General features: G+C 59.7%; 20 protein-coding genes and 3 pseudogenes. 13 read left to right on the top strand and 10 right to left on the bottom strand.

The window, feature by feature from the left end; translation table 11 throughout:
• Positions 1 to 65 precede the first annotated feature (65 nt).
• On the bottom strand, positions 66 to 596 hold the full coding sequence (locus tag LB559_RS06085) for an OmpA family protein (protein WP_013525282.1): 531 nt from the start codon (positions 594 to 596) through the stop codon (positions 66 to 68).
• Between the two features lie 148 nt (positions 597 to 744).
• Here LB559_RS06085 and LB559_RS06080 point away from each other — a divergent pair, with 148 nt between their 5' ends.
• Complete coding sequence (locus tag LB559_RS06080) at positions 745 to 1356, top strand: DUF6931 family protein (RefSeq protein ID WP_224673521.1); 612 nt, start codon at positions 745 to 747, stop codon at positions 1354 to 1356.
• 45 nt (positions 1357 to 1401) lie between these two features.
• Here LB559_RS06080 and LB559_RS06075 read toward each other — a convergent pair whose 3' ends face one another.
• The 4 genes from LB559_RS06075 to LB559_RS06060 form a co-directional block, all read right to left on the bottom strand.
• The gene (locus LB559_RS06075; protein ID WP_224673649.1) at positions 1402 to 2643 is read right to left on the bottom strand and encodes a caspase domain-containing protein; all 1242 of its coding nucleotides are present in this window, start codon (positions 2641 to 2643) and stop codon (positions 1402 to 1404) included.
• 20 nt (positions 2644 to 2663) lie between these two features.
• Positions 2664 to 3773, bottom strand: coding sequence for an OmpA family protein (locus LB559_RS06070; protein WP_013525279.1), 1110 nt, complete (start codon positions 3771 to 3773; stop codon positions 2664 to 2666).
• A gap of 132 nt (positions 3774 to 3905) precedes the next feature.
• The gene (locus tag LB559_RS06065; RefSeq protein WP_224673519.1) at positions 3906 to 7085 is read right to left on the bottom strand and encodes an autotransporter; all 3180 of its coding nucleotides are present in this window, start codon (positions 7083 to 7085) and stop codon (positions 3906 to 3908) included.
• Between the two features lie 239 nt (positions 7086 to 7324).
• The gene (locus LB559_RS06060) at positions 7325 to 8050 is read right to left on the bottom strand and encodes a hypothetical protein (protein WP_082826798.1); all 726 of its coding nucleotides are present in this window, start codon (positions 8048 to 8050) and stop codon (positions 7325 to 7327) included.
• A 187-nt stretch (positions 8051 to 8237) separates the two neighbouring features.
• On the opposite strand from LB559_RS06060, the gene LB559_RS06055 reads away from it, so the two are divergent.
• Positions 8238 to 9695, top strand: coding sequence for a caspase domain-containing protein (locus tag LB559_RS06055; RefSeq protein WP_013525276.1), 1458 nt, complete (start codon positions 8238 to 8240; stop codon positions 9693 to 9695).
• A 44-nt stretch (positions 9696 to 9739) separates the two neighbouring features.
• On the opposite strand, the gene LB559_RS06050 is transcribed toward LB559_RS06055, so the two are convergent.
• A complete protein-coding gene (locus LB559_RS06050) occupies positions 9740 to 10435 on the bottom strand; it encodes an ATP-dependent DNA ligase (RefSeq protein ID WP_224673517.1) in 696 nt (231 codons plus the stop codon).
• Between the two features lie 1727 nt (positions 10436 to 12162).
• Here LB559_RS06050 and LB559_RS06045 point away from each other — a divergent pair.
• Together LB559_RS06045 and LB559_RS06040 are read left to right on the top strand one after the other, a co-directional pair.
• Entirely contained in the window at positions 12163 to 13521 is a 1359-nt protein-coding gene (locus LB559_RS06045) for an FAD-binding oxidoreductase (RefSeq protein WP_224673508.1), read from the top strand.
• Positions 13522 to 13601: 80 nt separating this feature from the next.
• Positions 13602 to 13982, top strand: a pseudogene (locus LB559_RS06040) (pyridoxamine 5'-phosphate oxidase family protein); the annotation flags it as partial.
• Between the two features lie 2319 nt (positions 13983 to 16301).
• Here the strand turns inward: LB559_RS06040 and LB559_RS33085 are convergent.
• Positions 16302 to 16589, bottom strand: a complete 288-nt coding sequence (locus tag LB559_RS33085) for a helix-turn-helix domain-containing protein (RefSeq protein ID WP_224673506.1) — start codon at positions 16587 to 16589, stop codon at positions 16302 to 16304.
• A 162-nt stretch (positions 16590 to 16751) separates the two neighbouring features.
• Between LB559_RS33085 and LB559_RS06030 the strand changes: the two genes are divergently transcribed.
• Entirely contained in the window at positions 16752 to 17648 is an 897-nt protein-coding gene (locus LB559_RS06030) for an ankyrin repeat domain-containing protein (RefSeq protein ID WP_224673503.1), read from the top strand.
• Positions 17649 to 18201: 553 nt separating this feature from the next.
• Here LB559_RS06030 and LB559_RS06025 read toward each other — a convergent pair.
• Positions 18202 to 18402 (bottom strand): cytochrome ubiquinol oxidase subunit I, encoded by a 201-nt coding sequence (locus LB559_RS06025; RefSeq protein WP_224673501.1) that lies wholly within the window; start codon positions 18400 to 18402, stop codon positions 18202 to 18204.
• 779 nt (positions 18403 to 19181) lie between these two features.
• Positions 19182 to 19545: pseudogene (locus LB559_RS06020) on the bottom strand (saccharopine dehydrogenase C-terminal domain-containing protein); the annotation flags it as partial.
• 132 nt (positions 19546 to 19677) lie between these two features.
• On the opposite strand from LB559_RS06020, the gene LB559_RS33080 reads away from it, so the two are divergent.
• The 8 genes from LB559_RS33080 to LB559_RS05980 all read left to right on the top strand — a co-directional run bounded on the left by LB559_RS33080 (position 19678) and on the right by LB559_RS05980 (position 25146).
• Positions 19678 to 20091: a GNAT family N-acetyltransferase gene (locus tag LB559_RS33080; protein ID WP_164768090.1), complete on the top strand. Its 414-nt coding sequence runs from the start codon at positions 19678 to 19680 to the stop codon at positions 20089 to 20091.
• A gap of 726 nt (positions 20092 to 20817) precedes the next feature.
• Entirely contained in the window at positions 20818 to 21360 is a 543-nt protein-coding gene (locus tag LB559_RS06010) for a sigma-70 family RNA polymerase sigma factor (protein ID WP_027162036.1), read from the top strand.
• Positions 21357 to 22199 (top strand): anti-sigma factor family protein, encoded by an 843-nt coding sequence (locus LB559_RS06005; protein WP_127366928.1) that lies wholly within the window; start codon positions 21357 to 21359, stop codon positions 22197 to 22199. Before LB559_RS06010 ends, LB559_RS06005 begins: the two co-directional genes overlap by 4 nt.
• Before the next feature lie 281 nt (positions 22200 to 22480).
• A complete protein-coding gene (locus tag LB559_RS06000) occupies positions 22481 to 22726 on the top strand; it encodes a DUF680 domain-containing protein (protein ID WP_127385792.1) in 246 nt (81 codons plus the stop codon).
• A 59-nt stretch (positions 22727 to 22785) separates the two neighbouring features.
• Entirely contained in the window at positions 22786 to 23013 is a 228-nt protein-coding gene (locus LB559_RS05995; protein ID WP_127385793.1) for a DUF680 domain-containing protein, read from the top strand.
• A gap of 94 nt (positions 23014 to 23107) precedes the next feature.
• The gene (locus LB559_RS05990) at positions 23108 to 24079 is read left to right on the top strand and encodes an MBL fold metallo-hydrolase (RefSeq protein WP_027162032.1); all 972 of its coding nucleotides are present in this window, start codon (positions 23108 to 23110) and stop codon (positions 24077 to 24079) included.
• 28 nt (positions 24080 to 24107) lie between these two features.
• A complete protein-coding gene (locus tag LB559_RS05985) occupies positions 24108 to 24587 on the top strand; it encodes a tetratricopeptide repeat protein (protein WP_027162031.1) in 480 nt (159 codons plus the stop codon).
• Between the two features lie 55 nt (positions 24588 to 24642).
• Complete coding sequence (locus LB559_RS05980) at positions 24643 to 25146, top strand: DoxX family protein (protein WP_224673499.1); 504 nt, start codon at positions 24643 to 24645, stop codon at positions 25144 to 25146.
• Between the two features lie 323 nt (positions 25147 to 25469).
• Here the strand turns inward: LB559_RS05980 and LB559_RS05975 are convergent.
• A pseudogene (locus LB559_RS05975) lies at positions 25470 to 25646 on the bottom strand (peroxidase); the annotation flags it as partial.
• Between the last annotated feature and the right edge of the window lie 43 nt (positions 25647 to 25689).

Genomic DNA, 25689 nt, shown 5'->3' with positions numbered 1-25689 from the left:
TGTCCAAATTCCATCGGGTAGAACAATCTTCGCCCCATCCCAGGCTGCGGCGCAGCTTTGCGTGGCTATTGTGTCTTTATCCGCATTTCCACGCGGCGATTGAGCGGATCGTATGGGTTGGAACTGCGCGGGTTCTTTTCACCCATGCCGACCGCGTTGATGCGATCAGGCTCGATGCCGCTGGCCGTGAGGAAGGCGGCTACCGATTTCGCTCGTCGTTGCGACAGGCCTTCGTTGTGGTGCACCGTGCCGGTGGCATCGGTATAGCCTTCGACGACGAAGCTGAACGTGCTCAGCCGGTTGTCCTTCAGGGCTTTGGCGAACTCGTCGAGTTCAGCGCGCGCGGTGGCGTCAAGTTCGGCCGAATCCAAGCCGAAATTGATCAGCATGTCGAGGCCGGTTTTCACTGCCGACGCGTCATTGGACTTGCTTTTGCACTCCTCCGCGGAGCCAACACAAATCCCGCGGGACTTGCCGAGATCGGCCGCACCAGCAAAAAACTTCACGATGTCTTCAGATTTCTGAACGGGGTCGGCGGAAGCGTGGGTCGAGAAAAGCACGACCGCCAACACAAAAGCTGAACTGCTCCACTGCATAGCGGCTCCTCCTGGTTGAGTATTCCGATTTTCGATGTTGGGATCATAGCAAATTCGCAGGCAATTGTCTGTCTGCAATCGCCGGGGGCGTGACAGTTGTTGCCGCGTCACCGGTTGAGACTTGACCCGCGCCGCGCCTAAGGCTTGAGTGGCCAAGCTTCTCGATGAAAGCGTGGCGGTCATGGCCAATGGGCTCCGATTCAAAACGGCAAGGGATCTTTTCGCGGCGTGTCCTGCTATTGCGCGGGACATGAGGAGCCTTCCAACCGACCAGCGCTCGATCGAGTTTTGCCGCGACCTTCTCGCAGGGCGCGTTCCCGAGGAAGCGGTTACATTTTGTGCCTACCTGCTTCCCGAGCGAGCCGCGGTCTGGTGGGCCCATGAATGCCTGAGCCACCTGGCCGACCTGTTGGATGAGACCGATCATCAGTTGCTCCCGCTGGTCCACAACTGGGTGGGCGAACCGGACAGTCTCCGCCACCAGGCGGCGCTCAGCACAGCCGGCGCGACGCCGCCAACAACGCCGGTCGGCTGGATTGCTCTGGCCGCGGGATGGCGTGACAATGGTTCGGCCAGGGCCGCGACGATGGCACCGGCGTTGCTGCCGTTTCCAGCCGCCCACGCAATCAATGCCGGGATTCTGGCCGGACTGGCGCGTGTCGCACTGGCTGACCGGTTCACCGTTCTTTCGGCATTTGTCGAAATGGGCATCCAGATGGCTGAGATCGAGGCCCTGAGCCAAGCAGCGGATGCGGATTAGAGCATTCGCCCGGCAGAAACCGATGGATGCCGTCATCATCCTGGCTTACTTACAGCCACCTTGCGCCCATTTTGCGAGCGCCACCTTGAAGCGCGTTCCAAGCGGATGTTGAAGCCGTAAGACAGACACGTCGTTGGCGGCGAAATTTTTCGACTGTTCACACAGCCGGGCCTCGTTCCATTCATGGCAACCGTCGCAGTGCTTTCCTTCCCATACCGACTTGTCGAGCCCCTCCACAGGACTGAAGCGTGGCTTGCCCTTGATCAGCTCCGCAATGCTCTTGCCGTCGATTTCCGGATCGCCGAAATCGACAGGATGGTCAAAAAAGATAGGCTCGTCGGAGGCAAGCCTTGGGATTTTCTGACGAAGCATATCGAGCGAAAGTTGGGCGTCGTCGGCGCCCGACGGGTTTGCCGCAACGTTTCGCCCATCCGAACCGGCTTCCGATTTCTGAGTGGTCGCCTCGCCGACGATCAGCGGTGCGTTGAGGTCGATCTTGTGCAGGACGACCTCAGTGGTCAACGAGACATTGCTCCAGGGGCGCTGTTTGCCGGCGGTTACCTTGAAGACATCGGCGGTAACGCGGTTCATGGCTTCGGTGATGGAAACGTTTGTTTCGCCCATATGCGCCAGCAGCGCCGAAGCGAACGGCGAATGTTGGCCCGACCCGTCAAAGGCGACCTGATTGGGACTGGTGGCGAACGCGACAAGCGTGCCGGCGCCACCATTCTCGATGGGAATTTCGGCAAGGCCGCTTCTTGCTCCCTTCACGCCGGCGGTCTTTGCCAGCACTTCGGCAAGCGGATTGTCACGGCAAGCGTCGAGAAAAATCAGCCTTATGCTGGTCTCGCGCGACATTTGCCGCAGGACGAAGTCCACGGGCACCGCCTCGAAATCGAGCGAAGTCTCGTCCTCGAGTGCTGCGTCGACCGGAAGAAGGTAGTTGCTGCCTGAAACCTGCAACCCGTGGCCGGCGTAGAAAAAAAGGGCGATATCGGCGCCGCGCACCTGCTTTGCGAATTGCGCAATCGTCGTCTGGGTCTGCAATTTGGTCAGATCGAAGCCGGAAACGACTTCAAAGTCCAGATTCTCGAGGCGTTCGGCCATGGCGTGGGCGTCGCGTACCGGATTGGTCAGCGCCGGCGCATGCTCATATTGGGAGTTGCCAAGGACCAACGCAACACGGCGTTCAGCACTGGCGGCCGACAAAGTCAAAAGCAGTGCCAGCGCTACAAGCGCAATGGCGCCCACAAGTCCACCGCAATGGCCGATACGATCAAAACCCACCCGGGACAACAGGGCGTCCCTCAGTTGACGAGCTTAGTGGCGGAAAACTCGATCCGCCGATTGAGCGCCTTGTTCTTCGGCGTGTCGTTGTCGGCAACCGGGCGCTCCTCGCCATAGCCAGTCGCCGCGATCTGGGTGCGCGGAATGCCAGCGGCAACTATGGCGTCGGCAACCGCCTGGGCCCTTCGCTCCGACAGGCGCTTGTTCTCGATGGGCGACCCGTCGGAATCGGTGTGTCCAGAAACCTCGACCTTCAGGCCCGGGCACTTGCCCACGACGCCGACGACCTCAGCAAGCAGCGGCCGGCTTTGGCTATCGAGCCGCGCGCTCGCCGTTCTAAAGTAGATGGCTCCGGTGCGCGACAGCACCGCGAACCTGTTGAGGCACTCCTCGTCGCTGAAGCTGGTCTTCGCCGCATCGGTGGTGACAGGCCCGACATCGGCAGTGCTCGCCGCAACCGGTTGGACAACAGCCGGCTTGCTGCCGTCAGCGATGAAAACGAAATCGAATGAAACCGATGCCGTGGGAACAATATTGGTCACGTTGGCCGCCTGCTGGAGTTTATCCACGTTCGGCAGCAATCCGAAGTCTTCCACATGCACGGCGACAGGAGCCTCCGAAGCGACCGACACCATGGTGTCGCTGATCATGGTGACCACGATGTTGGCTTGAAGATCCTTGTCGACCCCGTGCAGGCTGAGACGGAACGGAAGAACCGCCTTCACACGTCGCTTGGTCGCCAGGTCGGCAAATGCGGCGGGATCTACCTTCGCGGTCAGTTCGGCGGAGGGAAACTTGAATGTCTCGAAGAAAAGGAACCGCATGCGGACGTTGCGAAGGTCAACCCCTGTATCGACCGAATTGAGGTCGAAGGTGACTTTCGCATCACCCGCCGAGGTGAGGCTACCGGAAATATTCCTGATCTTGTTGGTTTCGACGATCGTGTTCTTCTTGACCGATTGGTAGGTCAGGACCGAAGCGGTCGAGTCCAGCGTCCAGTTCGTCTCTGCCTTCGCAGTTCCCAGTCCGGGCCAAATCAACACCAACAACGCAACGACCAAGCCAAGCGCGTTTATAACGAGCCAGCCTCTTGCCCGTGTTTTCCACCAGACTCCCACGACTTCGAACATGGAACCCCCTGCCTAGAGCAGTTCACGATTTCTCAGCGAGGAGCATAGAACACTTGCTGTCGCTTGGCGAGCATCTCGCGTGGTGCGGTGCACCACTCCCGAGCGATGCAAATCTCGGGTTCATCGTCTTGGTTAGAAGGCGATCTTCAGTCCGAGCTTGGCGCCGATGGTGGAACTGTCCGATGACACCTTGCCGCGAACTTCGCCGTTGACGGTGGTCGCGGCCGACATCTTCAGGTTGAAGCCGGTCGACAGCGCGGCGGAAAAATCGGCATCGTCGAAGTCGATCTCCCTGGTGTCGATTTCGGTGGTGTTCTTGTAGCCGAAACGCTGCTGCAATTCGCCTCGCGCATAGGGGCTGATCACCATGCCGTTGCTCAACGTGTAGTCGCCATAGATGCCGGGCTCGAGCTTGATCGCGCCGAAAGAAAGCTGGCTCTTGCCGAACTCGTTGCCGCCGCTGTCTGTATACGGATCGCCGCGGAAGGAAACGCCAAGCAGGCCGCCACGCAGATCGAAGCGGGTGCGCTCGCCCAGCTTGAAGATATGGCCGACCGATGCCGTCACTGCATAGCCCTTGGTATCATAGCTGCCGGTGGTGCCGAGCACGCCGTTCGTCACGTCGCTTCCACCGATGAAGCCGGAGGCCGAGACGAGCGCGTAATTGTAGTCCTTGCGAAACAGCGCGTAGCCGCCGAACAGGCCGGCCTTGTTGGTACCTTCGCCGATGGCATCAAATCCCCGAAACGCGCCGAGGTTGACGTCGGTCGAGGCGTAGCCGGCGAAAACGCCGATGTTCAGGCCGTACTCATTGTCGAACTGGAAGTGTTTGGCGGCATTGAAATCCAGGCTGATGGCGGCCGAAAAATCATTGGCATCGAAGCTCGGGCCCGGGCCATTCAAGCCGCCGCCGCTGATGTTGTAGCCGTCATGCTCGGTATGGGCGAACTGGCCGGAGGCAAATACCCCGAAGCTTTCCGAAACCGGCACCATTCCAGATCCGGATGCGGGCGAAAGGTTGAGGTCAGCGTCGAGCGCGTCGCGGTTTATGCCGTAAAGAGCCTCGATTGCCACCGTGACCGCGCCGGCGTTGGTGGCACTGGTCGGCGCCGCCGCAATGCCAAAATTGACTGGCGTGGCACGCAGGAACACGCTGCCATTCCGGCCTGTGACGATCGCATAGGTGAAAAGCGAACCCGGTGTGCCGGGCACGCCTGCGACGCTGAACGTCCCGGTGACCGGGCCGTTGGCCGAAACAATGAGCGGTATGTCGGTCGGCTCGGCAAATTGCGGCGTGCCGAGCAGGTTGACGATGATGGTATTGGCGCCGGTTGCCGAAAACGCATCGGCAATGAGCTGATCCGACTGAGATGTCTGCTGGTTGATGTCGAGGCCGATGCTGGCACCGTTGAGGGTGAGGCCGCCTAGCGTCAACACATCGCCAGCGACACCATTCGTCATGTCGATCAGCGAATTCGTCGCGATGATCGAACCCGGCATGGTGACGTTGCCGTTGATGAACAGCGTCGAGCCACTGCCCAGGTTGAGGTGGTTGATGCCTTGTATGCCGCCGTTGAAGCGCAGCGTGGAATTGTCGGAGGAAAAATTGTCGAAGCCGGTAAAGTTCTGGCTCTTGCCGCCGGCAGCGAGATTGGTGCCGGTGATGGTGCCGTTGGCGCCCGTGCCGCTGAACAGAACGCCATCGCTCAAACTGAGTGGGTCAACCGCACCGATGCCGTCGATCACGAGCGTGTCGGGTCCAAGACCGGTAATGTTACCGCCGATCGTGCCGCCCGAAAGATGGACATGCTCGGCGTCTATGCCGCCCGTGATGGTACCGCCGGTGACCGAGACATTGTCGAAGCCGGCGCCGCCGGAAACGCTGGATCCGATGGCGCCGCCGCTGATGACAATCAGATCGTCACCGACATCGCCGGTGACCTCTCCTGCAAGCACGCCGCCGGAGACCAATATCTGATCGTTGCCGTCGTTGCCTTCCAGAAAACTGTTTATGGTGCCGCCGCGCAGCGTAATAACATCATTGCCGGCACCACCGCTTACCGCACCCGCAAGAGTGCCGCCGGTCATGTCGAAGGTGTCGTCACCATCCTCCAGCCCGACAGAATCCGTGCCCTCCCCACCCTCACCTGGGTCGATGCCGACACTGGCGTTGCCCGAGATCGATACGCTGTCGTCCTGGCTGCCGGCATAGATCGAGCCGTCGACCGTGCCGCCGCTGACGGTATAGGTGTTGCCGCCGCCTTCGCCGAACACCGAGCCGGTCACATGGCCCGCGGTCATGTTGAAAATGTCGGCGCCGCCCGCAAGATCAACGATGCCCGGCGATATGGTTGTGCCGACGGTTCCACCGTCGATGTTGACGGTGTCGTTGCCATCGTTGCCGAAAATGCTGCCGCCTATGGTGGCGTTGCCACTGACCGTTATTGTGTCGTTGCCGGCCTCTCCATCGATATCCAATTCGATTGCGGTATTGCCGCCGATGCTGACCTGGTCGTCGCCGGCCCCGGCATCCACGGCCTCGACGTTGCCTCCCCCTATGGTAATGGTATCACCGCCCTCACCCCCAGAGATGATACCGACGATTGGCTCGCTGAAAAAAACGCCTTCCTCGACCTCGAGGATACCGACCGATATCAGGTCGTCACCGATGCCACCGGTCACATTGCCGACCTGTGTGCCGCTGCCGGATATCACGACACTGTCGACACCATCTCCAAGATCGATGTCGTGGATGCTGCCGGCCTGGATGATAACGGTGTCATCGCCCGCCCCGGCGTCCAGATTGGCGTCGACATTTGGGGCGAACGGATCGCCCGACAAATCCCCATAGGACATCTCGAACCGGTCGTTGCCGCCAAAGAGTTCGAGGGTCCCCTCTGCCGACTGCAAGGATGTCGTTGCCGATGACGTTACCGGCGGCAGGCCACTTATGACGGGGGTAGGCGTGCTGTTGTCCAGGATACCGCCAAAGATGCTAACAATGTCATCGCCGTTTCCGTCATAATCGTTGACGATGACTGTCGACGAGTCGTTGGCTTGCCCCTTGTATCCCGCGAACCCCGTCGTGAATACGCCGCCGACATCCTGGACGTTTCCAGTTGTGCTGCACTCGACCGTGACCGATGTCGTTTCGAACGTCGTTTCGGCCGAGATGCCTGAGCCGACTGTTGTACCAGCACCGCTTGCGATAGCCGAGCACGCTTCCGCGCCAGATATCTGCAACGTGGATGCCGCCGCTAACGCAAGCAACGAAACACCCGCCAATTGATAGGCCTCGCGCGGCACTCTCATTCGATCCCACCTTACGAGAATCGATACCGTCACAGTTAAGGCAATTACAATAAATCACCGGCCCTTCAATGGGGCTCGTTGACTTGATTGACAGGCAGTGTACGCAGCGCGCTGCTCGTCGGCAATGGTTAGGCGTTCGCTCTCAGGCCACTATAAGGTCATGTGTGGCGACAAGGTCACTATCGAACTCAGATTGAACCGCTCACATGCAGTACAACGCCGTACAAGGACGCGAACATCTAGAGGTCAGAATAGGCTGCCGAAACGGTCAGGCTTCCCGCGTGGGCAACCTTGCGGTCGTAACTTGCCCATATTTCCCCGCCGCACTGCTGGGCCCAGCGATGACAAAAAGAAAAATCGGTAGGCAAGTCCACGTCCGGCGTCACGATCTTCGAAAATGGCGTCAGAAAGCTCTCGAACTGTGCGGCGTATTTGTTTTTTCTGTAGCGCGACCGGTTCACCGTTTCGGGCAGTTTCTCAATTATCCTGGCGACGCAGTCGCGCGAAACCAAGAAGATACCCGTGCCACATAGCGATACCCGGACAAAGCCGTCCATCTCCTGCCGCGGTTCGATGATGGTTCCGAGGAACTCCAGGCTTTGCGCAAAGGCCTTGTCGAACGGCAGTTTCGACAGCGAGTGAAGTTTGCGAAGGTCGACCAGACGCCGCGGATACAAAGTGCCGACTACAGGCTTGTCGAGCGCCAGCATCGCGGCAATGAGATCGGGCGAAAAGCCCATGTCGCTGTCGATCATCAGGATGTGACTGCAGTCCAGCTTCTTGTAGTAGAAATTCGTGAGCAGATAGTTCCGGGAAAACGGTATATCCGTGTACTCGATTTCCGACAGCGTGAACGCGTAGCTGGAAAGGCTTTCGTGAGTCAGGGCCGCAAAAAGGCTGCGAACGAATACGCTTTTGTAGGCTGCTCCGTAAACCGGCAGCGCGAGGTTGATCTTGGTCGGCATCGAGCCCTCCACGGTCCAGTGACTGCATACAAATCCCTTTTTCCTATCTTTGACAGGATACTTGGTATAAAAATTTGCGGGCCTTTGGCGGCACGGGGTCCAAACGCTCGGGCAGATTGCGTTTGCGTCTGGTGCGTTCGAAGGCCGCCGGATCAAGATTGACGCAGGCTGGAACGAGCATGCCGATATGACCCACCGCCACGGATACTTGCGCATCCCGCTGCTCATGCTTTTCGCGATTTTGAGCACGATCGACGTTCGCGCCGCGGTCGAACAGAACGCCTCATTACAGCCGCGCAACCGGCTGGCGATCGTCATCGGCAACACGAACTACCAGAGCAAGCGTCTCGAGCACCTCGCCAACGCGGTCAACGATGCGACGAAACTGTCCGACAGCCTGAAGCGGCTGAACTTTGAGGTTCTGACTGGAACCGATCTTACCGCCGATGGCTTCGTCAAGCTTTTCCATGACGCCGAGGCGAAGCTGCCCGAAAGCAGCGCCGTGCTGATCTTCTACGCCGGCCACGGCATGCAGGTGCAGGGCGAAAACTACCTGCTACCGATCGATACGCCCGATCCGGAAAACCTGGACAAGCTGACGGCGCACGCCGTCAAGCTGAATGATGTGATCGCCAAATTCGCCAGTCGCGGCCGTCAGACCTTCATCTTCCTTGATGCCTGCCGCAACAATCCGCTGGGCAGCGGCGCCAACATCTCCAACGGTCTGGCGCAGGTCGAGGTCGGCGAAAACACGTTTGTCGCCTTCGCCACCCAGCCCGGGAACGTCACCGTCGACGGGACAGACGAAAACAGCCCGTTCACCACTGCGCTTCTAAAAAACGTCGAAATTCCTGGCTTGAGCATTTCGGACATGATGATCCGCGTCCGCAACGAGACCGAGGCGCTCACCGTCGGCCGCCAGGTGCCGTGGGATCAGTCGAACCTGCGTGAACAATTCTATTTCACCGAACAGCAGATGCTCGATCCGGCGCAGTTGAGCGCGAGCCTGTCGCGCATCCTGTCCGATCCAGACGCCAAGAAGAAGCTGCAGATAGAGCTCGCCTCCAACGACCTGCAGACCGCCGTGCTCATCGTCGGACAGACGCTGCGGTCCGTCGAGATTCCGGCACCGTCAGGCGGTTCAGCGGAGCCGGTCGGCACTCGGGTCGCCAATCTGTCTTCAACCGAAAGCGTTGCAGTCGCTCGCCAGAGCGTCGTCTCCGGCCTCGAAACTCTCATTGTCGGCGCCTCGGCGGGCGAAGCGGAAAAGGATAAGGCAGGCGATCTTGCGCGCAGCATTCAGACCGAACTTCGTCGCCTGGGGTGCTACCGGATGCAAGTTGATGGCGATTGGGGCACAGGCTCCATCCGTGCCCTCACCGACTACTACAAAAAAACCAAACAGATCGCACCCACGACCGAGCCGACCGTCGGATTGCTCGGCGATCTCTTTTTGCGTTCCGGCAGAATCTGCAAGCAGCCGGTCATCGTCAAGGCCAAGCCGGCTAAAGTCGCGTCGGACAACGGCCCTTCGCAAACCGGCCCCAGCCGCAAGGCGGCGAAACGCGCGCAGGCCGTCCCGCAACGCCCCATAGCCCCCCCACCAGACATTAGTGGGGGGATAGGCATCGGTGGTGTGTTTTAGGACGTGGGCTGTCAGGCGGGCCTACTTCATTGGCGTTCGTAACATCACGATTTCGCCTCACGGATCGCCTGCAAAGTCGCATGGCGTAGCTTGTCCTCGCGCTTAAGGGTCTTCACTCGTCCGACAAGGCCAGGTTTGATCCATTCGGCGTCTGGCTTGTCGGCTCCCTTCGGTGGCGTGCCTTTCCCCTCCTGCACCTTGGCCCATAGGCGTTCTCGCATGGCTTTGGTCAGCGCGATGTGAGCCGATCCGACATAGCGGCGTTCCGCATCGCGGGTTGCCATCAAAGCGAGTGGTGCCGATCCCGGTTTTAGCTGCACGCCTGCCACTTCAAAGTCGACTTCCTCGTAGCATTTGGTTTTCAGCCACGCTTCGGTGTCGCCTGACCGATAAACGCTGTCAGGCCGCTTCGACACCATGCCCTCCAGGCCCATGCGATCAACCGCGGCGTAGAAGTCGGCCCCGCCGCCATGCACATGGTGACTGTACTGGATCACGCCCTTGGCAGGCCCGACGAGTTCGAGCAGCTTTTCCCGACGTTCCAGCAGAGGTGCTGGGCGCAGGTTGACCCCGTCCAGGTGCAGTAGATCGAAGGCGACGAAGATAATCCGATCCGGCGCCCATCGCATCGCGGACCGCAGCGAATGGAAATCCGACACGCCCTTCCCGTTGAGGACGATTGCCTCGCCGTCGATGATTGCCGACTTTGGGGAAAGGGTTGCCGCCGCCTCGACAATCATCTTGTACGTCGATGACCAGTCGTAGGCCCCCTCCGGGTGATCGCTCGGGCCGTGCCGTCTCGATTATGATTTGCGTCCGATAGCCATCGTACTTGATTTCGTGAATCCAGTTGTCTCCTGTCGGGGGGACCTCGACAAGCCTGGGAAACATTGGCCTGATGAACTTCAGACGCATGAACTGACCCGCAAGACTGCGTTTCAATTTAGCATGCGCTAAAATGGTTCCGGAACATTTTAGACGATTTGACTGTTTGACAGCCATGGCGAGGCCGTCCGACGTGGACCATCCATTCCCGGCAAGGAGCACGGCGGCGAACCAGCCGATGAGGACGACAACTTCTATACCTGCCCGACGTGCGGACAGCAGGTCGACATGCGCGACTTGCGGCAGGTGATTTGGCACGAGCAGCCAAAGCAAGCCGCTCCTGTTGCTGCTAGATTAGCCGCGCCAGCACATCGGCAGCAGCACCCCTCTCAAAATTGGCGGAACATAATTTAGACCCGTCAGTTGGGAGAACTCATGGGAGGCGCGCGATGTTGCAACGTGAAATCTCCATTGTCTCGGACAGGTCGAAATTGGTGGCGGACTATTCTCTGATCGCCGCCGATATAGCCCAGCGTCTATCTTTGCGCGCTTGCAATGACAACGCTTCCGCCAACGTCCCGTGGGCACCGAAACATTCCGAGGCCCCGACTTCGCCGGCCTCGCACACCCGCCGAGTATTCCTCGACCGATCGTGCTTTAGCCACGATCTATGCGTCGATGGTGGTGGGGATAACGCTGATTCTGGCGTCGGCAGTTTGAGTTACGCGACCTGATGCCGCTCTCCCAGAAACTATCTTCGGTTGAGATGACACTCAAATGCCCCGGATGTGGAAACGAGTTCACCAAGCCAGGGCGTTGGTTCATCGTTGCCGCCCACTATCGGTGCGAAGGTTGCCAGCGTTTACACCGCCTTCCTTATCCAGAAAAGGTGGAACTGTTCGAAAGATACGCCCAAGGGTGTGAAGACGGGCTCGGCAGCATCGACAGTGGGCCCGCACCGCTTGGGTGAGGACCGATGCGGGCCCGGCCAAGGGTTGCCTTTCCTTGGCCAGCAGCGTGCGGGGCGCTGCCGCCAAGAACTGAACATGAGTAATAAGGTTCCGCTGATACAAAAAAGCCCGCCAGCCGTCAGGCCAGTGGGCAGTTCTCATGGGGAAAGCACCGAATGGGAACAGTGCAACGACCGAATCTCGACAGCGCGGTTTTTGTTCCACCGTCCGCGAACAGACCTAGCGTCGTTGCCTTGGTAAACCCGTACGGCAACCCTTCCGACCTTTCGATTTTTGCCCGATGGCTCGCTATCTCTGCGGCCCTGTCACCTCAAGGTTTAGGCCTGACGCTACCCTGTCACAAATAGTCGATCCACCCAGATGTTACGCCGCAACCGGCGGCGGTGTTACGTTAGTCGAGGTATACCGTGGTGTGCGAGCTGCTCGGCTGGTGGCGTGCGCCTCTCCGTTGCTTGATGTGACTGTCATGGGGCCGCGAGCCGACTGGCAGCTTCCTAGAATCCAGTTGGCAAAAGCGGCCATTCCGCACCGAGCGCCACTTATCGGATCGAAGGTGTTTTCGGCGTCACAGGCCCGCCAACTGGTGTTATGCTACTTCTCACCGCGAGGCTTGAGCTTACGCGCTTGAGGAGGAGGATATGTTAGAGACGCAGCTTCAAAGTCGCAATGGCATGCCGATTGGCGCCGACCTCATCGATGAGTTCGCTTCGGGGTTGGCTGGCCGCCTTATCCGGCTCGCTGATGCCGATTACGACGAGGCACGCCGTATTTGGAACGCGGCAATTGATCGACACCCTGGACTGATCGCACGCTGCCTCGGTGTCGCTGATGTAATCCACGCAGTGAAATTCGCTTCTAAAAACGACCTTCTTGTCGCGGTGCGTGGGGGCGGTCACAATGTCGCCGGGCGCGCGCTCTGCGACAACGGCATCGTGATCGACCTCTCCGCCATGCGTGGCGTGATGGTTGAGCCCAAGACCCAGACCGTGCGAGTTCAGGGCGGCGCGACGCTTGGCGATCTCGACCGAGAGACGCATTTGCATGGGTTGGCGGTGCCGGTCGGCGTCGTCTCTAAGACCGGCGTTGCCGGTCTGACGCTCGGCGGCGGCGTAGGCTGGCTGGTGCGCAAGTACGGACTGAGCTGCGACAATGTGATTTCGTTTGAGCTGGTGACAGCGGAGGGCAACCTGCTGACGGCCAGCATGGAAGAACACCCCGACCTGTTCTGGGCTTTGCGCGGCGGCGGCGGCAATTTCGGCATCGTCACCTGCTTCACCTTCCGGGCGCAGCAAATATCTTCAGTGCTCGGCGGCCTGATCGTTCACGCACGCGACAAGTCCGGTGAGGTGTTGCGCTTCTATCGTGACTTCATGGCCACGGCACCGGAGGAACTGACTGCCTACGCGGCCATGCTGACGACACCGGACGGCATGCCGGCGATCGGCGTAATCGCATGCTGGTGCGGTGACGTGGTAGAAGGCGCACGTGTGCTGGCGCCGCTGCGAGCTTTCGGTCCCCCAATGCTCGATGCCATCCAGCTAATGCCCTTCCCGACGATGCAGAAGCTGCTTGACGGCGCTTTCCCGGACGGCACCCACAATTTCTGGAAGGCGAGCTTCGTTCCGCAACTTACCGACACGATCATAGACCTGCTTGTCGAGCATGGAAATCGCATGAAGTCGCCTCTTTCGGCCTGCATCGTAGAGTTCTATGGCGGCGCGCCAGGCAGGATCAGTCGCGCTGAATCCGCCTTCGCCCAGCGCGGCGCGGAATACAACATAGGAATGACCGCGCAGTGGGTGGATCCGGCCGAAAGCGAAAGGCATATTGCCTGGGTACGCGCCATGTATGATGCGTTCGAGCCGCATTCGAGCGGAATGCACCTTCTGAACTTTCAGAGCGAGCCCGCGGACCAAGTTATCCGCGCCTCATTCGGCGAAAACTACAGACGGCTTGCGGAAGTGAAAAGCAAATACGACCCGACCAACTTTTTCAGCGTCAACCAAAACATCTCGGCCGCGACACATTAAGCGCCCTTCGACAAACTGGGGCGAACTGATCGAAAGTTCCCTTGGGGTCAGCATGATCGCGGGCACCTAGGCATAAGCTCGGGGCTATCAGCACCGTGCATCCGGACGGGTCTCCAGAGGCAGCCGTCATACAGGTGACGTTGGGCGACGACCTCAACATCGTGTTCGACAGCTTTCCCGGAAGTCGGAAGCTGGCAAATATCAAACGAGACAGCCGGATCGCCATGGTGATCGGCTGGGATGAAAATGTCACGGTCCAAATCGAAGGCCGGGCCCGACCTGCCAAGGCTAACGAATCACAGCGGTTGAGAGATGTCCACGTTGCCAACTGTCCGCTTGAAGCGGAGTTTCTAAAGCAAGGAGCACAACTTTTTACGATTTCGCCTCGATGGATTCGCTATTCCGATTTCAGAGGCGAGCCGATGGTTTTTGAGCTGTCCGGCAACTCGCTTGCGAAATAGGGATTAGCCCCGCCACCTCTCGGCAGCGGGCCGCCGCCAGGGCTGCCTGTGCAACAAAGGCCGTCGATCTGCGTTGAGGCTCGTCTCAGTGGAGCTTCGACAATGGATCCGGCAACCGCAGCAGTACTGCTTTTACTCTCTTGCAGCCCAGGCGAGGCTGTCGTCTGCAGGCCCATTGATGCCGCGCCGACCACATATGCGTCGCTTGACGTGTGTAAGGCATCTCTGAAAGACAGGCTCGCAGGTGCGCCAAATGGGGAAATCGTCGGACGATGTCATCCCCTCGACGAGACTGTCACCGGTTCCCTGCCCGCCGGGTACACCACCGTTGTTGTCACGCGCGGTGTTGGGAGCAACGCCGTCAGCAATAGCTACATCGTTCAACACAAAGATTAAGGCCCGCCACCTCTCGGCAGCGGGCCAATTCAACAGGATGTTGGATTTCAGGCGTTGCCCGCCGGGCGGTACGCCTTCATGTCCGCCGCCCCTTGGCGGTTCAGGTGTTCCCTCACCGGCTTAAGGACAGACGTTGGATGGGTCGGCGTCATGTGCACAGATCGCCAGCCGTGCAACGGTCTAACTGCTTAGCGGCTCCTTTGGTTTTCTGCGCAACGGTCTTTCCCCTAGCTGGATTTAGCTATCCCCCTACGGTTGGGTAGGGACTTCAGTCTCAATTGAGCAATCGCTAATATGCCTATAACTTAGGCAGCGCGGGGGACGATCCCTAAGAGCTATCCCGCAATGGCCGGTGCGGCCCACGCTTTCCAACCTAAGCGTCCCCGCACCGGCCATTCTTTTGAGTCTACGGCTGGGTAGCGCCTAGCGGCTCGCTTTTGGCCTTGATTTGTTCTGGCCGTTGCAACTAGGCGCAATCCCGCAGTAGCGGAGCCGCGCAAAGTCCTCGCTAGTTTCACCTTACGTTCCTGTCCGACTGCCGATAATCGCCACCAAAGCACAAACCCTTGGAAGGGGCAGCCCTGGGGGCGGTAGTCGGCACGATCAGGCAGACCAAAAGCGGGTTGAGCGACCGTGCCGACCATAGCTGGGCACGAGGGTGGGCCTAATGTCCAGGCTCCATATGCTACCGGTACACTGGTCTTGCTACAACTAAGCCTGATGGCCTATGTCGCGCTTGAAAATCGAAGTCGCATGGCGATCTGGACGCTACGCAAACCGCACTGCCTAGAATCCTAAAGGGAACTCACCTTCAAGTGGCACATTGACCCTCTGAGCGGTCGATTCAAAAGGATGTAGCCGCTTACACAGGGTCCGCCGCCGGCGCCCCAATAGGCGGCGGGCTCACCCTCAGTGGCTTTCAACGTAGAGCAAGAAGCCCGCCTCGCCTCATTCACGGCGAAATGGTTAGCAGGCGTAACCACATCGAAGGCTCGCCAAAGGACCTCTTCTATACTCGTGGGAGTCGAATCCACGAGCGGAATGCGCACCGGCCAGCCGTTGACCATCTGGAAGACACCACCGACGTCCTTGGACCACGCCAAGGCGCGTCTAACGACAAGAGGCGCATAGGTCGCGATGACCACATGGGGCTGCCTGTAGTATGTGGAGGTCATTACACGTTCGACATACTTGCGCTGCCAGTTCGGGTGAAGGCTCCTCGGGTTCGTCGATGAGGAAAACAGGCTAATGGCCTCGCTCCGCGGTGCTTAGGAACACCAGCGATGAAATCAGTGACAATTCGCCTGAGCTGACGTCTTTCAATTCGATCATCAGCCCATCTCGGCGCTCAAGATGTACCTGGATCGGCTCGCGTAGAAAATCGTGCTGCCGAAGCCAGCGCTCGTTCCTGAGCACTGCTTAGAAATCGCGACCTAATGAGAACGACAGCTTAGGGTCCGTCTGGTCTGACCAAACCACTTGCTTGGGTTGGACGGAATGGCGGCCTCCTGATCCAAAGAGAGCACGCTCTCAAAATCCAGAACCTGTCGTCCAGTGTTGACGGCGGAGAAACCGAACCTCGGGTGGTATCCGCAGTAATTGAGAACCGCTCCGGCTTCATAGAAGCTCGCGCTGGATTCACGGAAGGACGCAGCAATGGCCTGCTTTATTACAGAGCGGGGTGAGTTGAAGGCCGGGATACGACGCAAGTTCCGAATGCCCGCAAATCTGTCTCGTGCAGTGTTCGAGACGACCGTGAGGTCCGTCGGATTTGTAGAGGTTCCCCTCGCACGACTTCCTTGCGCCGGTGAGCACCGCGCCGCCTGGCCCGTTCCACCAGCCCAGCCGCATGAAGCTGCGTCTCGATGAAGGGGTAGCCCCAGTTGAAGTCATGATCGCGCAGCAGGTATTCGTGGAAATGCTTCACGTTCCAGCCAAGGTAGCGGTGGCGATAAAGTTCCAGCATCTCCTCGATCCCCTCCGCGGCACCCGGCGCGTCGAAAGCTTGCCCAAACGCCGGTCGAGCAACCCAGCCTCCCCCGCCTCTTCGTAACGCTCGCGGTAACGCCGGAATTGCCGCTCCGACATGCCCAGCAACTCGCCTGCCTCCATCATCGAAAGATCGCCGCCATTCCAGCGGCTCAATAATCCCGAAACTTCTGCATTCTCCGGTCCTCTAGCCACGCTGCCCGCTTCATCCCCAGCCTCCATTCGCTGGCGATAAAACCGGACAACTCGCGTGCTACCTAATCCGGACAACTCATGTGCTTACGACAGCAGTTGCTGAAATACATTGCCGCGATTAAGCATTCGGACTAAAGTCATCCCTTCTCGCAGCGTGCCGCGTCCTCCGGTTTGACACAGGGGTGCCGAATGCGCATGTCCTTGCTTTTCATTTCACTGCTGATTGCACACATCCCGATTGTATCGCATGCCGCCGCCATTCACGACGCCGCCGTGAAGGGAGATGTCGCGGCAATTACGGCAGCGCTCGACGCCGGTGCCGGCGTCGACGAGAGCGATGGAAAAGCAACGCCGCTCTATCTTGCGGCTAGGGGCGGGCATCTTGCGGCGGCAAAACTGCTCATGGAACGAGGTGCCGACGCCAACGTTGCCCCGACGCCGCTTTTGGGACCTCCCCTCATGCCGGCTTTGGCAAAACGCAGGGTCGACTTGATCAATCTGTTGCTGCAGGGGGGCGCAAATCCAAATGCGCAGCGCGGCGGTGAATCCGCCCTTCACATCGCCGTCAGATCCGGCTGTCTCGATTGCGTGAAGGCACTGGTCGAGGCCGGCGCCGATGTGAATGCGAAGACAAAGGACGGCAAGACACCGCTCCACATGGCAAAATTCAAGGGGCAACATGAAGTTGCCGCATATCTCTTGTCGCACGGCGTCGTCTTGCCAACGCCAGCCCCTATCTCGATGAAATTGTCAAATGCGGATGTCGAGAAAGGCCGAACCTACTTCACCCATGTGTGTCACGGTTGCCACAATGCCGAGCCACAGGGAGAGACCAAGACGGGGCCCAACTTGTGGGGCGTCGTCGGCCGCGACAAGGCATCCATGGCAAGTATGCGTTACTCCGACACATTGCTGGGCTGGGAGGGTGTATGGACGTATGAGGACCTGAACACATATCTCTTCGGGCCCATGCTCACAACGCCGGGCGTCAAGATGGAGACGCCCGGTGTCCCGGACGAGACCGAACGGGTCAACGTGATCGCGTACTTGCGCACACTCAGCGACAAGCCGATTCCGCTGCCCTGAACCCCTACCCTGGTCCCTCCCCAGTATCGCCCCTTTGTAAAAGCGCACTGGGGAAGCCCTGCCAATGCCAGCGCGCAAAAGAAGCCTTTAACGCTTATTCAATTTATCTATTTTAGAATGTGCTAATGCGCTTCTCAATCCTGCTTTTTGGCTGGGCAGCATTTTTCGGTTGGGATTTCGCCGCCAATGATGGCCAAACCATTATTGGCCTTGGCGTGCGAGTTGCCAGGCTATTCCACCTCTCCGGGCTAATTTGAAGTTAGGACGACGTCAGCGCTTCTTCACCTTCGGCGTGATCTCCTCGACCCGCACCTTGTCGCCGATCTCCCTTAGCGAGCGGGTATGTCCGAGGCAGGCTCGTCGAGAAAGGCCCCCTGCCCCTTTTTACTAGCTCTCGACGAGCCGTGCGCCGCTTACCCCCGGACGGCAAACGCTGTCGCAGTCTGCCTTGATCGTCAAGCGACTGTTCTGTTCGCGTGTTCGTTAGCTCAATCAGGTTGCGCTAATGTCACATTCGGTGGACGCGTACGCGTGCGCGCAACTGCAAGCCGTCTCATTCACCCTTCCGCCGTTTCAATTTCGGCATGATCTCCTCGATCCGCGCCTTCAAGCCGTCCTGGGCCATCGCCACCGGTGAGACGCCCATTCCGAACGCAATCGAGAATATCTTGATCCAGAACGTCGAGATGCGGAGATAGATGTCCCTTCCGGTCAAGAAATTGAGGCCTTCCAGCATCGCGATGAACGCGGCCATCCTACAGTAATAGCCGGCAGCAGGATGTGCCAGCCGATGACCCAGCCGAACTGCAGTCGCGATAGCAATACAGGATCGAAGTCCTCGTCCCTCTGGATGCAGGCGAGCCGGCGAGAATCGCATCACCTTCCGTAGTAGCGGCGGCTGTGGCGGGAGCGCGTTTTCAGTGCCGTGGTCAAGCTATGGGAATTGGCGACGGTGTCGATGCCGGATTTTGAAACCAGCTGTTCTGCCGCGTCGTACGGCTTGCAACTCTCAGGCGTGACCGCGCCAGAGGCGATAGAGCACGCACCTAGCTTGCGTGCTTGTGCTGCTTAGCTGCGCAACGACCCCCGGGGGCGATGGGAACCGTCTGCGGCGATCCATGCTTCGGTGGGCTTGCAGCTCGCTTAGTCAAAGCGCTTCTCTGGGTAGGCACAGGGCGATCCGACCAACGGACAAGCGACGGCAGGACGAGAAATCGATGCTGCCGTCCAGTCCCGCCAGAATTGCCGCACGACAGGCAATGTAACGCGTGAAAGGCGTTTGAAACGTCACATTCGGCTATATGAGAATGAACGCCCCGATAAGAAGCGCGCCAAGCCCGATCGCGACGACAAGCCGTGTGGTGAGATCCATCAGGTCAATTTCCTTATTGCCAACTCTAACGTCTCGAGTTGGACGAGACCTTCCGTACGGAATCGTCGGTCCACGCCAATTGCCTCCGCGCCGGGAGAGAACCATGTCGGCAGCTTTGCCGGAGCAGAAACCCGTTTCGCCGCTGCCCTGCCCGGCGGCTATCATGAAACCAGCACATTCCGGAACTGCCAGGGATCGGATGTGTCGATGTCCTCCGGGAAGAGCCCAGGCCGGCCATCCAGAGGCGTCCAGTCCGTATAGACACCAACGAGAGAGCCAAGATAGGGCTTCTGGATCTCCAGGCAGCGCCGGAAGTCCAGATCTTCAACTTCCACGATGCCGGCCTCGGGGTTTTCAAGCGCCCAGACCATGCCTGCGAGCACAGCCGACGTGACCTGAAGCCCAGTAGCATTGTGATGGGGCACGAGCTGTCGTGTCTTCAATCGCGAGCTGCGAACCGTACCAAAACGCGTTTCTTGAATGGCCCTAAAGAAGCACGCCAAGTTCATCTATCCCGTCGACGATATGCGCGAAAGTTGTTGGACGCCTTCGCCGCCGAGGCTGCCATTAGGGGTGTTCGGCGGATCTGGGTGCAGAGCCACGATTTCCAGGCGCCAGGATTGTATGAAAAGGCCGGTTTTGTGCGTGTAGCTGAGTTTGCAGATTGGCCGGAGGGACACTCCAACGTTATTCTCTGCAGAACCCTGGAAGCCACGACGGCAACTCCATGACCACCATTTAGCGCAGGTAGCTGACGCGGACGCACTACCCGATATCGAACAGTCGGAGGGTGACGCTTACCGCGAAGTTGCGGAGCTGGCCTGGATTGCCGATGACGAAAACCAAACCGTCGAGCGTCACCGTGAACTTATCGCCAAGGGCACGTGCTGGGTAGCGGTGGAGCAGGATGGCCGGACGGTCGCATTCCTGAGCGCGGAGATCCAGGACGACACATTGCACATCTGGGAACTAGCTGCGCGCCTTGACCGACAACGCTCAGGTATCGGACGCGCCTTGCTCGAAAAGGCAATCACAGATGCGAGGAGCGCCGCCTTGTCGCGATCACCCTGACAACGTTTCGGGATGTGATCTGGAACGCGCCTTTCTATCAGAAGCTGGGCTTTCAGGTGCTGGGCGAGACGCATGCGGGAGACCGGCTTCGTCAAATACTGCGTCGGGAGATCGAACACGGGATGCCGGCAAGCAGGCGCTGCGCCATGCGCCTCATTCTCGGCTAGACGGAAATTGGCTAAAGTGATGGACAAAACCCTTGCTCTGGCAATGCCCGAATTTCGACCGGCTCTGATCGGCTGAGCTGGAAGGTTGATATCGCAGGCTAAAGAGCGTTGAAAAGCTGGCTCGGGCGGACCAATTTACATTGCGAAGAAGATTTTTCGCTATCCGGGAATAAAACGCCGCCCGCCCTGGTCTTCCATGCATACGCTGCTGATTGACCTTGAAGGAACGTCCCCTGCAACCCCACACACTGACGACCGCGACGGCAATGGTCGACGCATTCCCAGGTGAAGGCGACGCGTTGGCCGCCTGCGGCTCCCAGCCTGTCTGCCTTAAACGTCCTGCCCAGTCGGGATCGAGAGCGCTCAGACGCCGCGGATGCGAGAACGCATCGGGGTGGATGAATCGTTGCGGTCCAGTGTGTGATTGACATCGATGAAACAGTTGCCTTCACATTCACCGCAGCCGGCGACCCTAAATACTTCCGCTGGGTTCGCTTGCAAGACAGAACCATCTTCGCTTCCTGGGCACTCAAGGCGAGGCGCATATCACGGTACACCAATGCTAAGCAGCAATGCGCAGGCCGACCGCTTCAGCGAAGTGGTAATGCCTCATCTCGCCGACGCGCTTTCGCTGGCCCGTTGGCTAACCGGCAATGCCACCGACGCCGAGGATGTCGTGCAGGACGCGTGCATGAAGGCACATGCCAGCATCGCCAGTTATGCCGGCGGCAATGCACGCGCCTGGCTGCTCACCATCGTGCGCAATGCGTGCTACACATGGCTGGCGCGGAACCGCCCGCGCAGCATCGTCTCGGTGGGCGATCTCGCCGATCTCGACGAGGTGAGCTCCGCTCACGCAGCCGATCCACCCGACAGCGAGAGCCCGGAGGCGACCCTTATCGCCAAGGCAGATACCGTAGCACTCGAAGCCGCGATCGCCGCCCTGCCGCAGCCGTTTCGCGAAACCCTCGTGCTGCGCGACATCAATGGCCTCGCCTACCGCGATATCGCGGCCATGCTAGGCGTGCCGATGGGTACGGTGATGTCACGGCTGGCGCGGGCGCGTGGCCTGCTGATCTCTGGCCTTGGGAGGGCGCAATGAGCGCGCACAACGACGGATTGCCCGAGGATGCCGCAGGCATGAACCTGATGCTGCACGCGCTGGTCGATGGCGAGCTTGACGCCGCCGCGGCCATAGCCGTTGAGCGGCGCATAGCCGCCGACCCCAAGCTGGCGGCCGAACATGCCCGCGTCATGGCCTTGCAAGGGGCTGTGGCCGGACTTCCGAAGCCGCAAGTAAGCGACGCCTTCAGCGCGCGCATCGCAGCCATGGCTGCTGCCGGCAATGTCGAGGTACTGCGCCCCAAAGCGCCGACGGCACCAGCGAAGGCAAATCGAACGGGGTGGTCGGCGCGCAACTTCGGCTCATTCGATTGGCGCGCCATGGCGGCGTCTATCATGCTCAGCGCGGTGCTGGCCAGCGGTGCAACGCAATGGGCGATGCAGCCTGGCGTAGCCGATGGCTTTGCCGCAGGGGTAGCCAGCGGCCACCAGCGCAGCCTGTTGGCGATGAGCCCGGTGGATGTCGTCTCGTCGGACCGACACACGGTGAAGCCCTGGCTCGACGCAAGGCTCGGTCTTTCGCCGCCGGCGCCGGACATGGCCAAGGACGGATTTGCACTCATCGGTGGCAGGGTCGAGGTCATCGGCGGCCGGGCGGTGCCGGCACTGGTCTATCGCCACCGCGAGCATCTGATCACCCTTGTCGCCGAGCCTCAAAATGCCGGAGCTGTGACCGACCCTGTCGATCTCTCTGAGGGCGGTTTTTCGCTGGTGCAGTGGAGCGACGGCGCCTTCTCCTACTGGGCGATTTCCGACATGGAGCGGCCGGAGCTGGACGATTTCGTAGCGCGCTTCCGCGCCGCCACCGTGACCGGCTGATAGCCGACCGCCCAGACCTTTTCAGCCAATATCAAGTGCGACGTCACCGCTGGCTCGGCTACTTCGCGGTCAGACAGACCCACGGCACCAGATGGTGCCGACCTCGGACGTGCGCGTGCAGCGTCGGCTGGCCCAGTTCCCGACAGCCGCCGTCCCTGATTTTGGGACCTCCAAAAGAATTTCGCGCAACCCGGGAATAAAGGGATGTCTTGGCGAGTCTTGTTGTTAGCGGGGCCAATTTCCCGGCACGCAACCAAGAAACGAAACAAGGATCTACCAAAATGACCAAGCTCGCTCTCAGCGTGGCTGCCATGCTGCTTGCCTCAAGCGCTGCCTTTGCCGGCAGCGACCATGGCGCCAACAACTCCAACCAGCCGGCCACCAGCGTCGACACCAACGCTACTGCTTCCATTCCCTCCACGCCGCGTCAGGACAGCGTCGACTCCAAGGTGACGACCGGGCCGAGCCAGGGGTCGGTTCAGGACATCATCAACCGGCACAACAACGACGGACTCTGGGGCCGCTGAACGCGCCTCAACCTCCAAACAACAACTTCTCTCAATCCTCAAGATCAGGAACTGTTTCAATGAAAAAGATCGTCCTTACCGCTGCCGCCATCCTCGTTGCCAGTGGCACGGCCTTCGCCGGCAGCGACCACTACGGCTCGAACACTTCCCGCCAGCCGGTCGCCAGCCATTCGGCTTCAAAAATCGACACCTCGCACACCAGCTCGATCCGAGAGGTCAAGAAGATCCATGGTGGTGCCGATGCCAGCGTGCCGGCGCAGTACGGCCAGGGCACCTGGGGCAACTGAGTTTCATCCGGTCAGGACCGATAGGTTCGGCAATCAGGACGGAGGGCCACGCTTGGCTTTCCGCCACCCCCACCTCTTAACACAGGAGATCATCATGTTTAACATGACACGTCGCACGTTGCTTGGGTCCGCAACTGCCGCTGCCGCATTCGGCCTCGCCGGCAGGTTGGAATTCACCCGTCCTGCCTTCGCCGAAACAGCAGTCGAGCCGGCCGTTGGCTTCTACAAATACATGGTCGGCGATATCGAGATCACCGCCATCTATGACGGCATCTGGCGCAAGCCGCACGACCCAGCTTTCATCAAGGATGTCTCCGTCGAGGACACCAAGGCAGCCCTTGCCAAGGCCGGCCTGACGACAGACTTCATGCCTATCCCGCTCACCGTCGTCGTCCTCAAGATGAACGGCAAGGTGATTATGATGGATGCCGGTTCGGGCGTCGGCCAATGGCAAACCAATGCCACCCATCTGCCGGCCAACATGGCCGCCGCTGGCATCGACTACAAGACTATCGACACCATCATGATCTCGCATTTCCATCCCGACCACGTCTGGGGCCTGATGGAAAAGGGGACCAGCGCGCCTGTGTTCCCCAATGCCGAGCTCATCGTCAACGCCACGGAATACAAGTGGTGGACCGACCCCGGCCGACTGGCAAAGCTGCCCGAAGGGCGCAAGCCGGCGGGCAAGCGCATCGCCGAAAACTTCCCGAAATGGAAGAACTGGAAGCTGGTCGAGGACGGCGCCGAAGTGGCGCCTGGCATGCAGATCATCGCCGCGCCCGGTCATACGCCAGGCCATTCGGTCTACCTCGCAAACTCCGGCAAGGAGCAGATCATGATTTCGGCAGACACAATGTATGTGCCGGCACTGCTGGCGCCGCATCCGGACTGGCAAGGCACCTACGACCAGGATGGGCCGACGGCCATTACCACGCGCCACAAACTGATCGATCGCGTGATTGCCGACAACATCCGCATCTCCGGTTCGCACTTCCCGTTCCCGGGCACCGGCACCTTCGTCAAGGACGGCAACGCCTACGGCTTCACCCCCGTGCAAATTTAAGCGCGGCAATCCCAAAGCGAGAAAGACAATGAAACCTTCCCTCTTCAACAGGCACAACCTGTTCGGGCTGCTCGGCGCCGTTGCCGTGCTGACTGCCGTTCCGGTCGCCGTCACCGTGCCGGCCTATGCCGTGGACAACATTGAAGGCGACGACGCGCCCGACCTCACCGCAGTAAAAGCCAAGATCGATGCCAAGGACTATAAGGGTGCATTGGCCGATCTTCGTGACCTGGCGCAGGACACGCAGCAGGCCGACGTCTACAATCTGCTCGGCTTCACGCTGCGCAAGACCGGCGATTACACGACGGCACTGACCTACTACACCAAGGCGCTCGAACTGAAGCCGGACCACAAGGCGGCGCGCGAATATCTCGGCGAACTCTATGTCGAGACCGGCGACATGGCCAAAGCTAGGGAGCAGCTGGCATCGCTGACCCAGCTCTGCCCGGCAGGCTGCGAGGAACGCGCAGACCTGCAGAAGGCCATCGACACCAAAGTGACCCAATGAAGCCAGGCGGGCGCCGTCGTGCGGCGCCTGCCCTCTTTCCTATCTGGAGCCAATCGTGACAACGACACAAATCGCCTTGAAACTACATCTCACCGACTTGACCCTGCTGACGGGTCGCCTGCTGCTCTCATTGCTCTTCGTGCATGAAGGCGTTGAGCTGGCGATCCATTTCGACGGTGCCGCAAAAGCCATGGCCGCCCTCGGCGTCAGCCTGCCGCTTCTGATGGCCACCATAGCGCTGCAGCTGGGAGCCGGTCTTTCGATCGGCCTGGGCCTGCTGACGCGTCTGGGCGCGGTCGCGCTCGGACTGTTCTGTTTGGCAACGGCAGCCCTGTTCCACACCAATTTCGCCAGCCAGAACGAATTGCTGCATTTCGAAAAGGATCTCGCCATAGCGGGCGGCATGTTCGTCCTCGCCATCGCCGGAGCCGGCGCGATATCTCTCGAAAGGGTGCTGAACGGACTCATGAGGCGCCGGCAACAGGACAGAGAGACGGTTGCCGCGCTCATAGCGGCCGGTAGCCCTTTGTCGGTGGGCGATATCAAGCTCCCGTTCTAATTTCGACCAAGACGCTGGGTCTCATATCAACTCGGCACGCCACAAACGCCTCGGGTGACCAGATGGCGCATGCCGTTCGTGGCGTGCCGTTCATCGACGTCCGCTTAACGGCACGGATAGGGCCGCCCTATCGGCCGATTTGAGGCGCAAAGCTGCCAATGGGTGTAAGATAAATGCGATCAGCGAATGGCTGGCCTAGCTTCTTGAATTTGGGCGAACCGCCTCGTAACCAGTTGACAGATAACGATGTGCTAGTCGCTGAAGGTCAGCGTTCTCTGTACGGGTCGCCAAGCCGTTTCCTCGTACTGTATGGTCTGGCGGACCTACTTACGATGACTCCGAATAGATCCGTCCGACAGGGCCGGACCAGCGGTCGAGGTGACTGCTTCCCGGGTCGCAACGTTCTCCAGAAATGTCGTCGCCGGCACGAAGAACAATGTGCCGGTGACCGCGCGGCTGAAGTCCAGCAACCGATCGTAGTTGCCTAGCGGCCGGCCAATGCGCTGCCACGTTTCGAGCCCTAAAGCTGACATTCGCGTCTGT

Source organism: Mesorhizobium sp. BR1-1-3, assembly GCF_020165455.1.
Taxonomy (GTDB): Bacteria; Pseudomonadota; Alphaproteobacteria; order Rhizobiales; family Rhizobiaceae; genus Mesorhizobium; species Mesorhizobium ciceri.
This window is presented reverse-complemented; position numbering and strand designations above follow the sequence as displayed.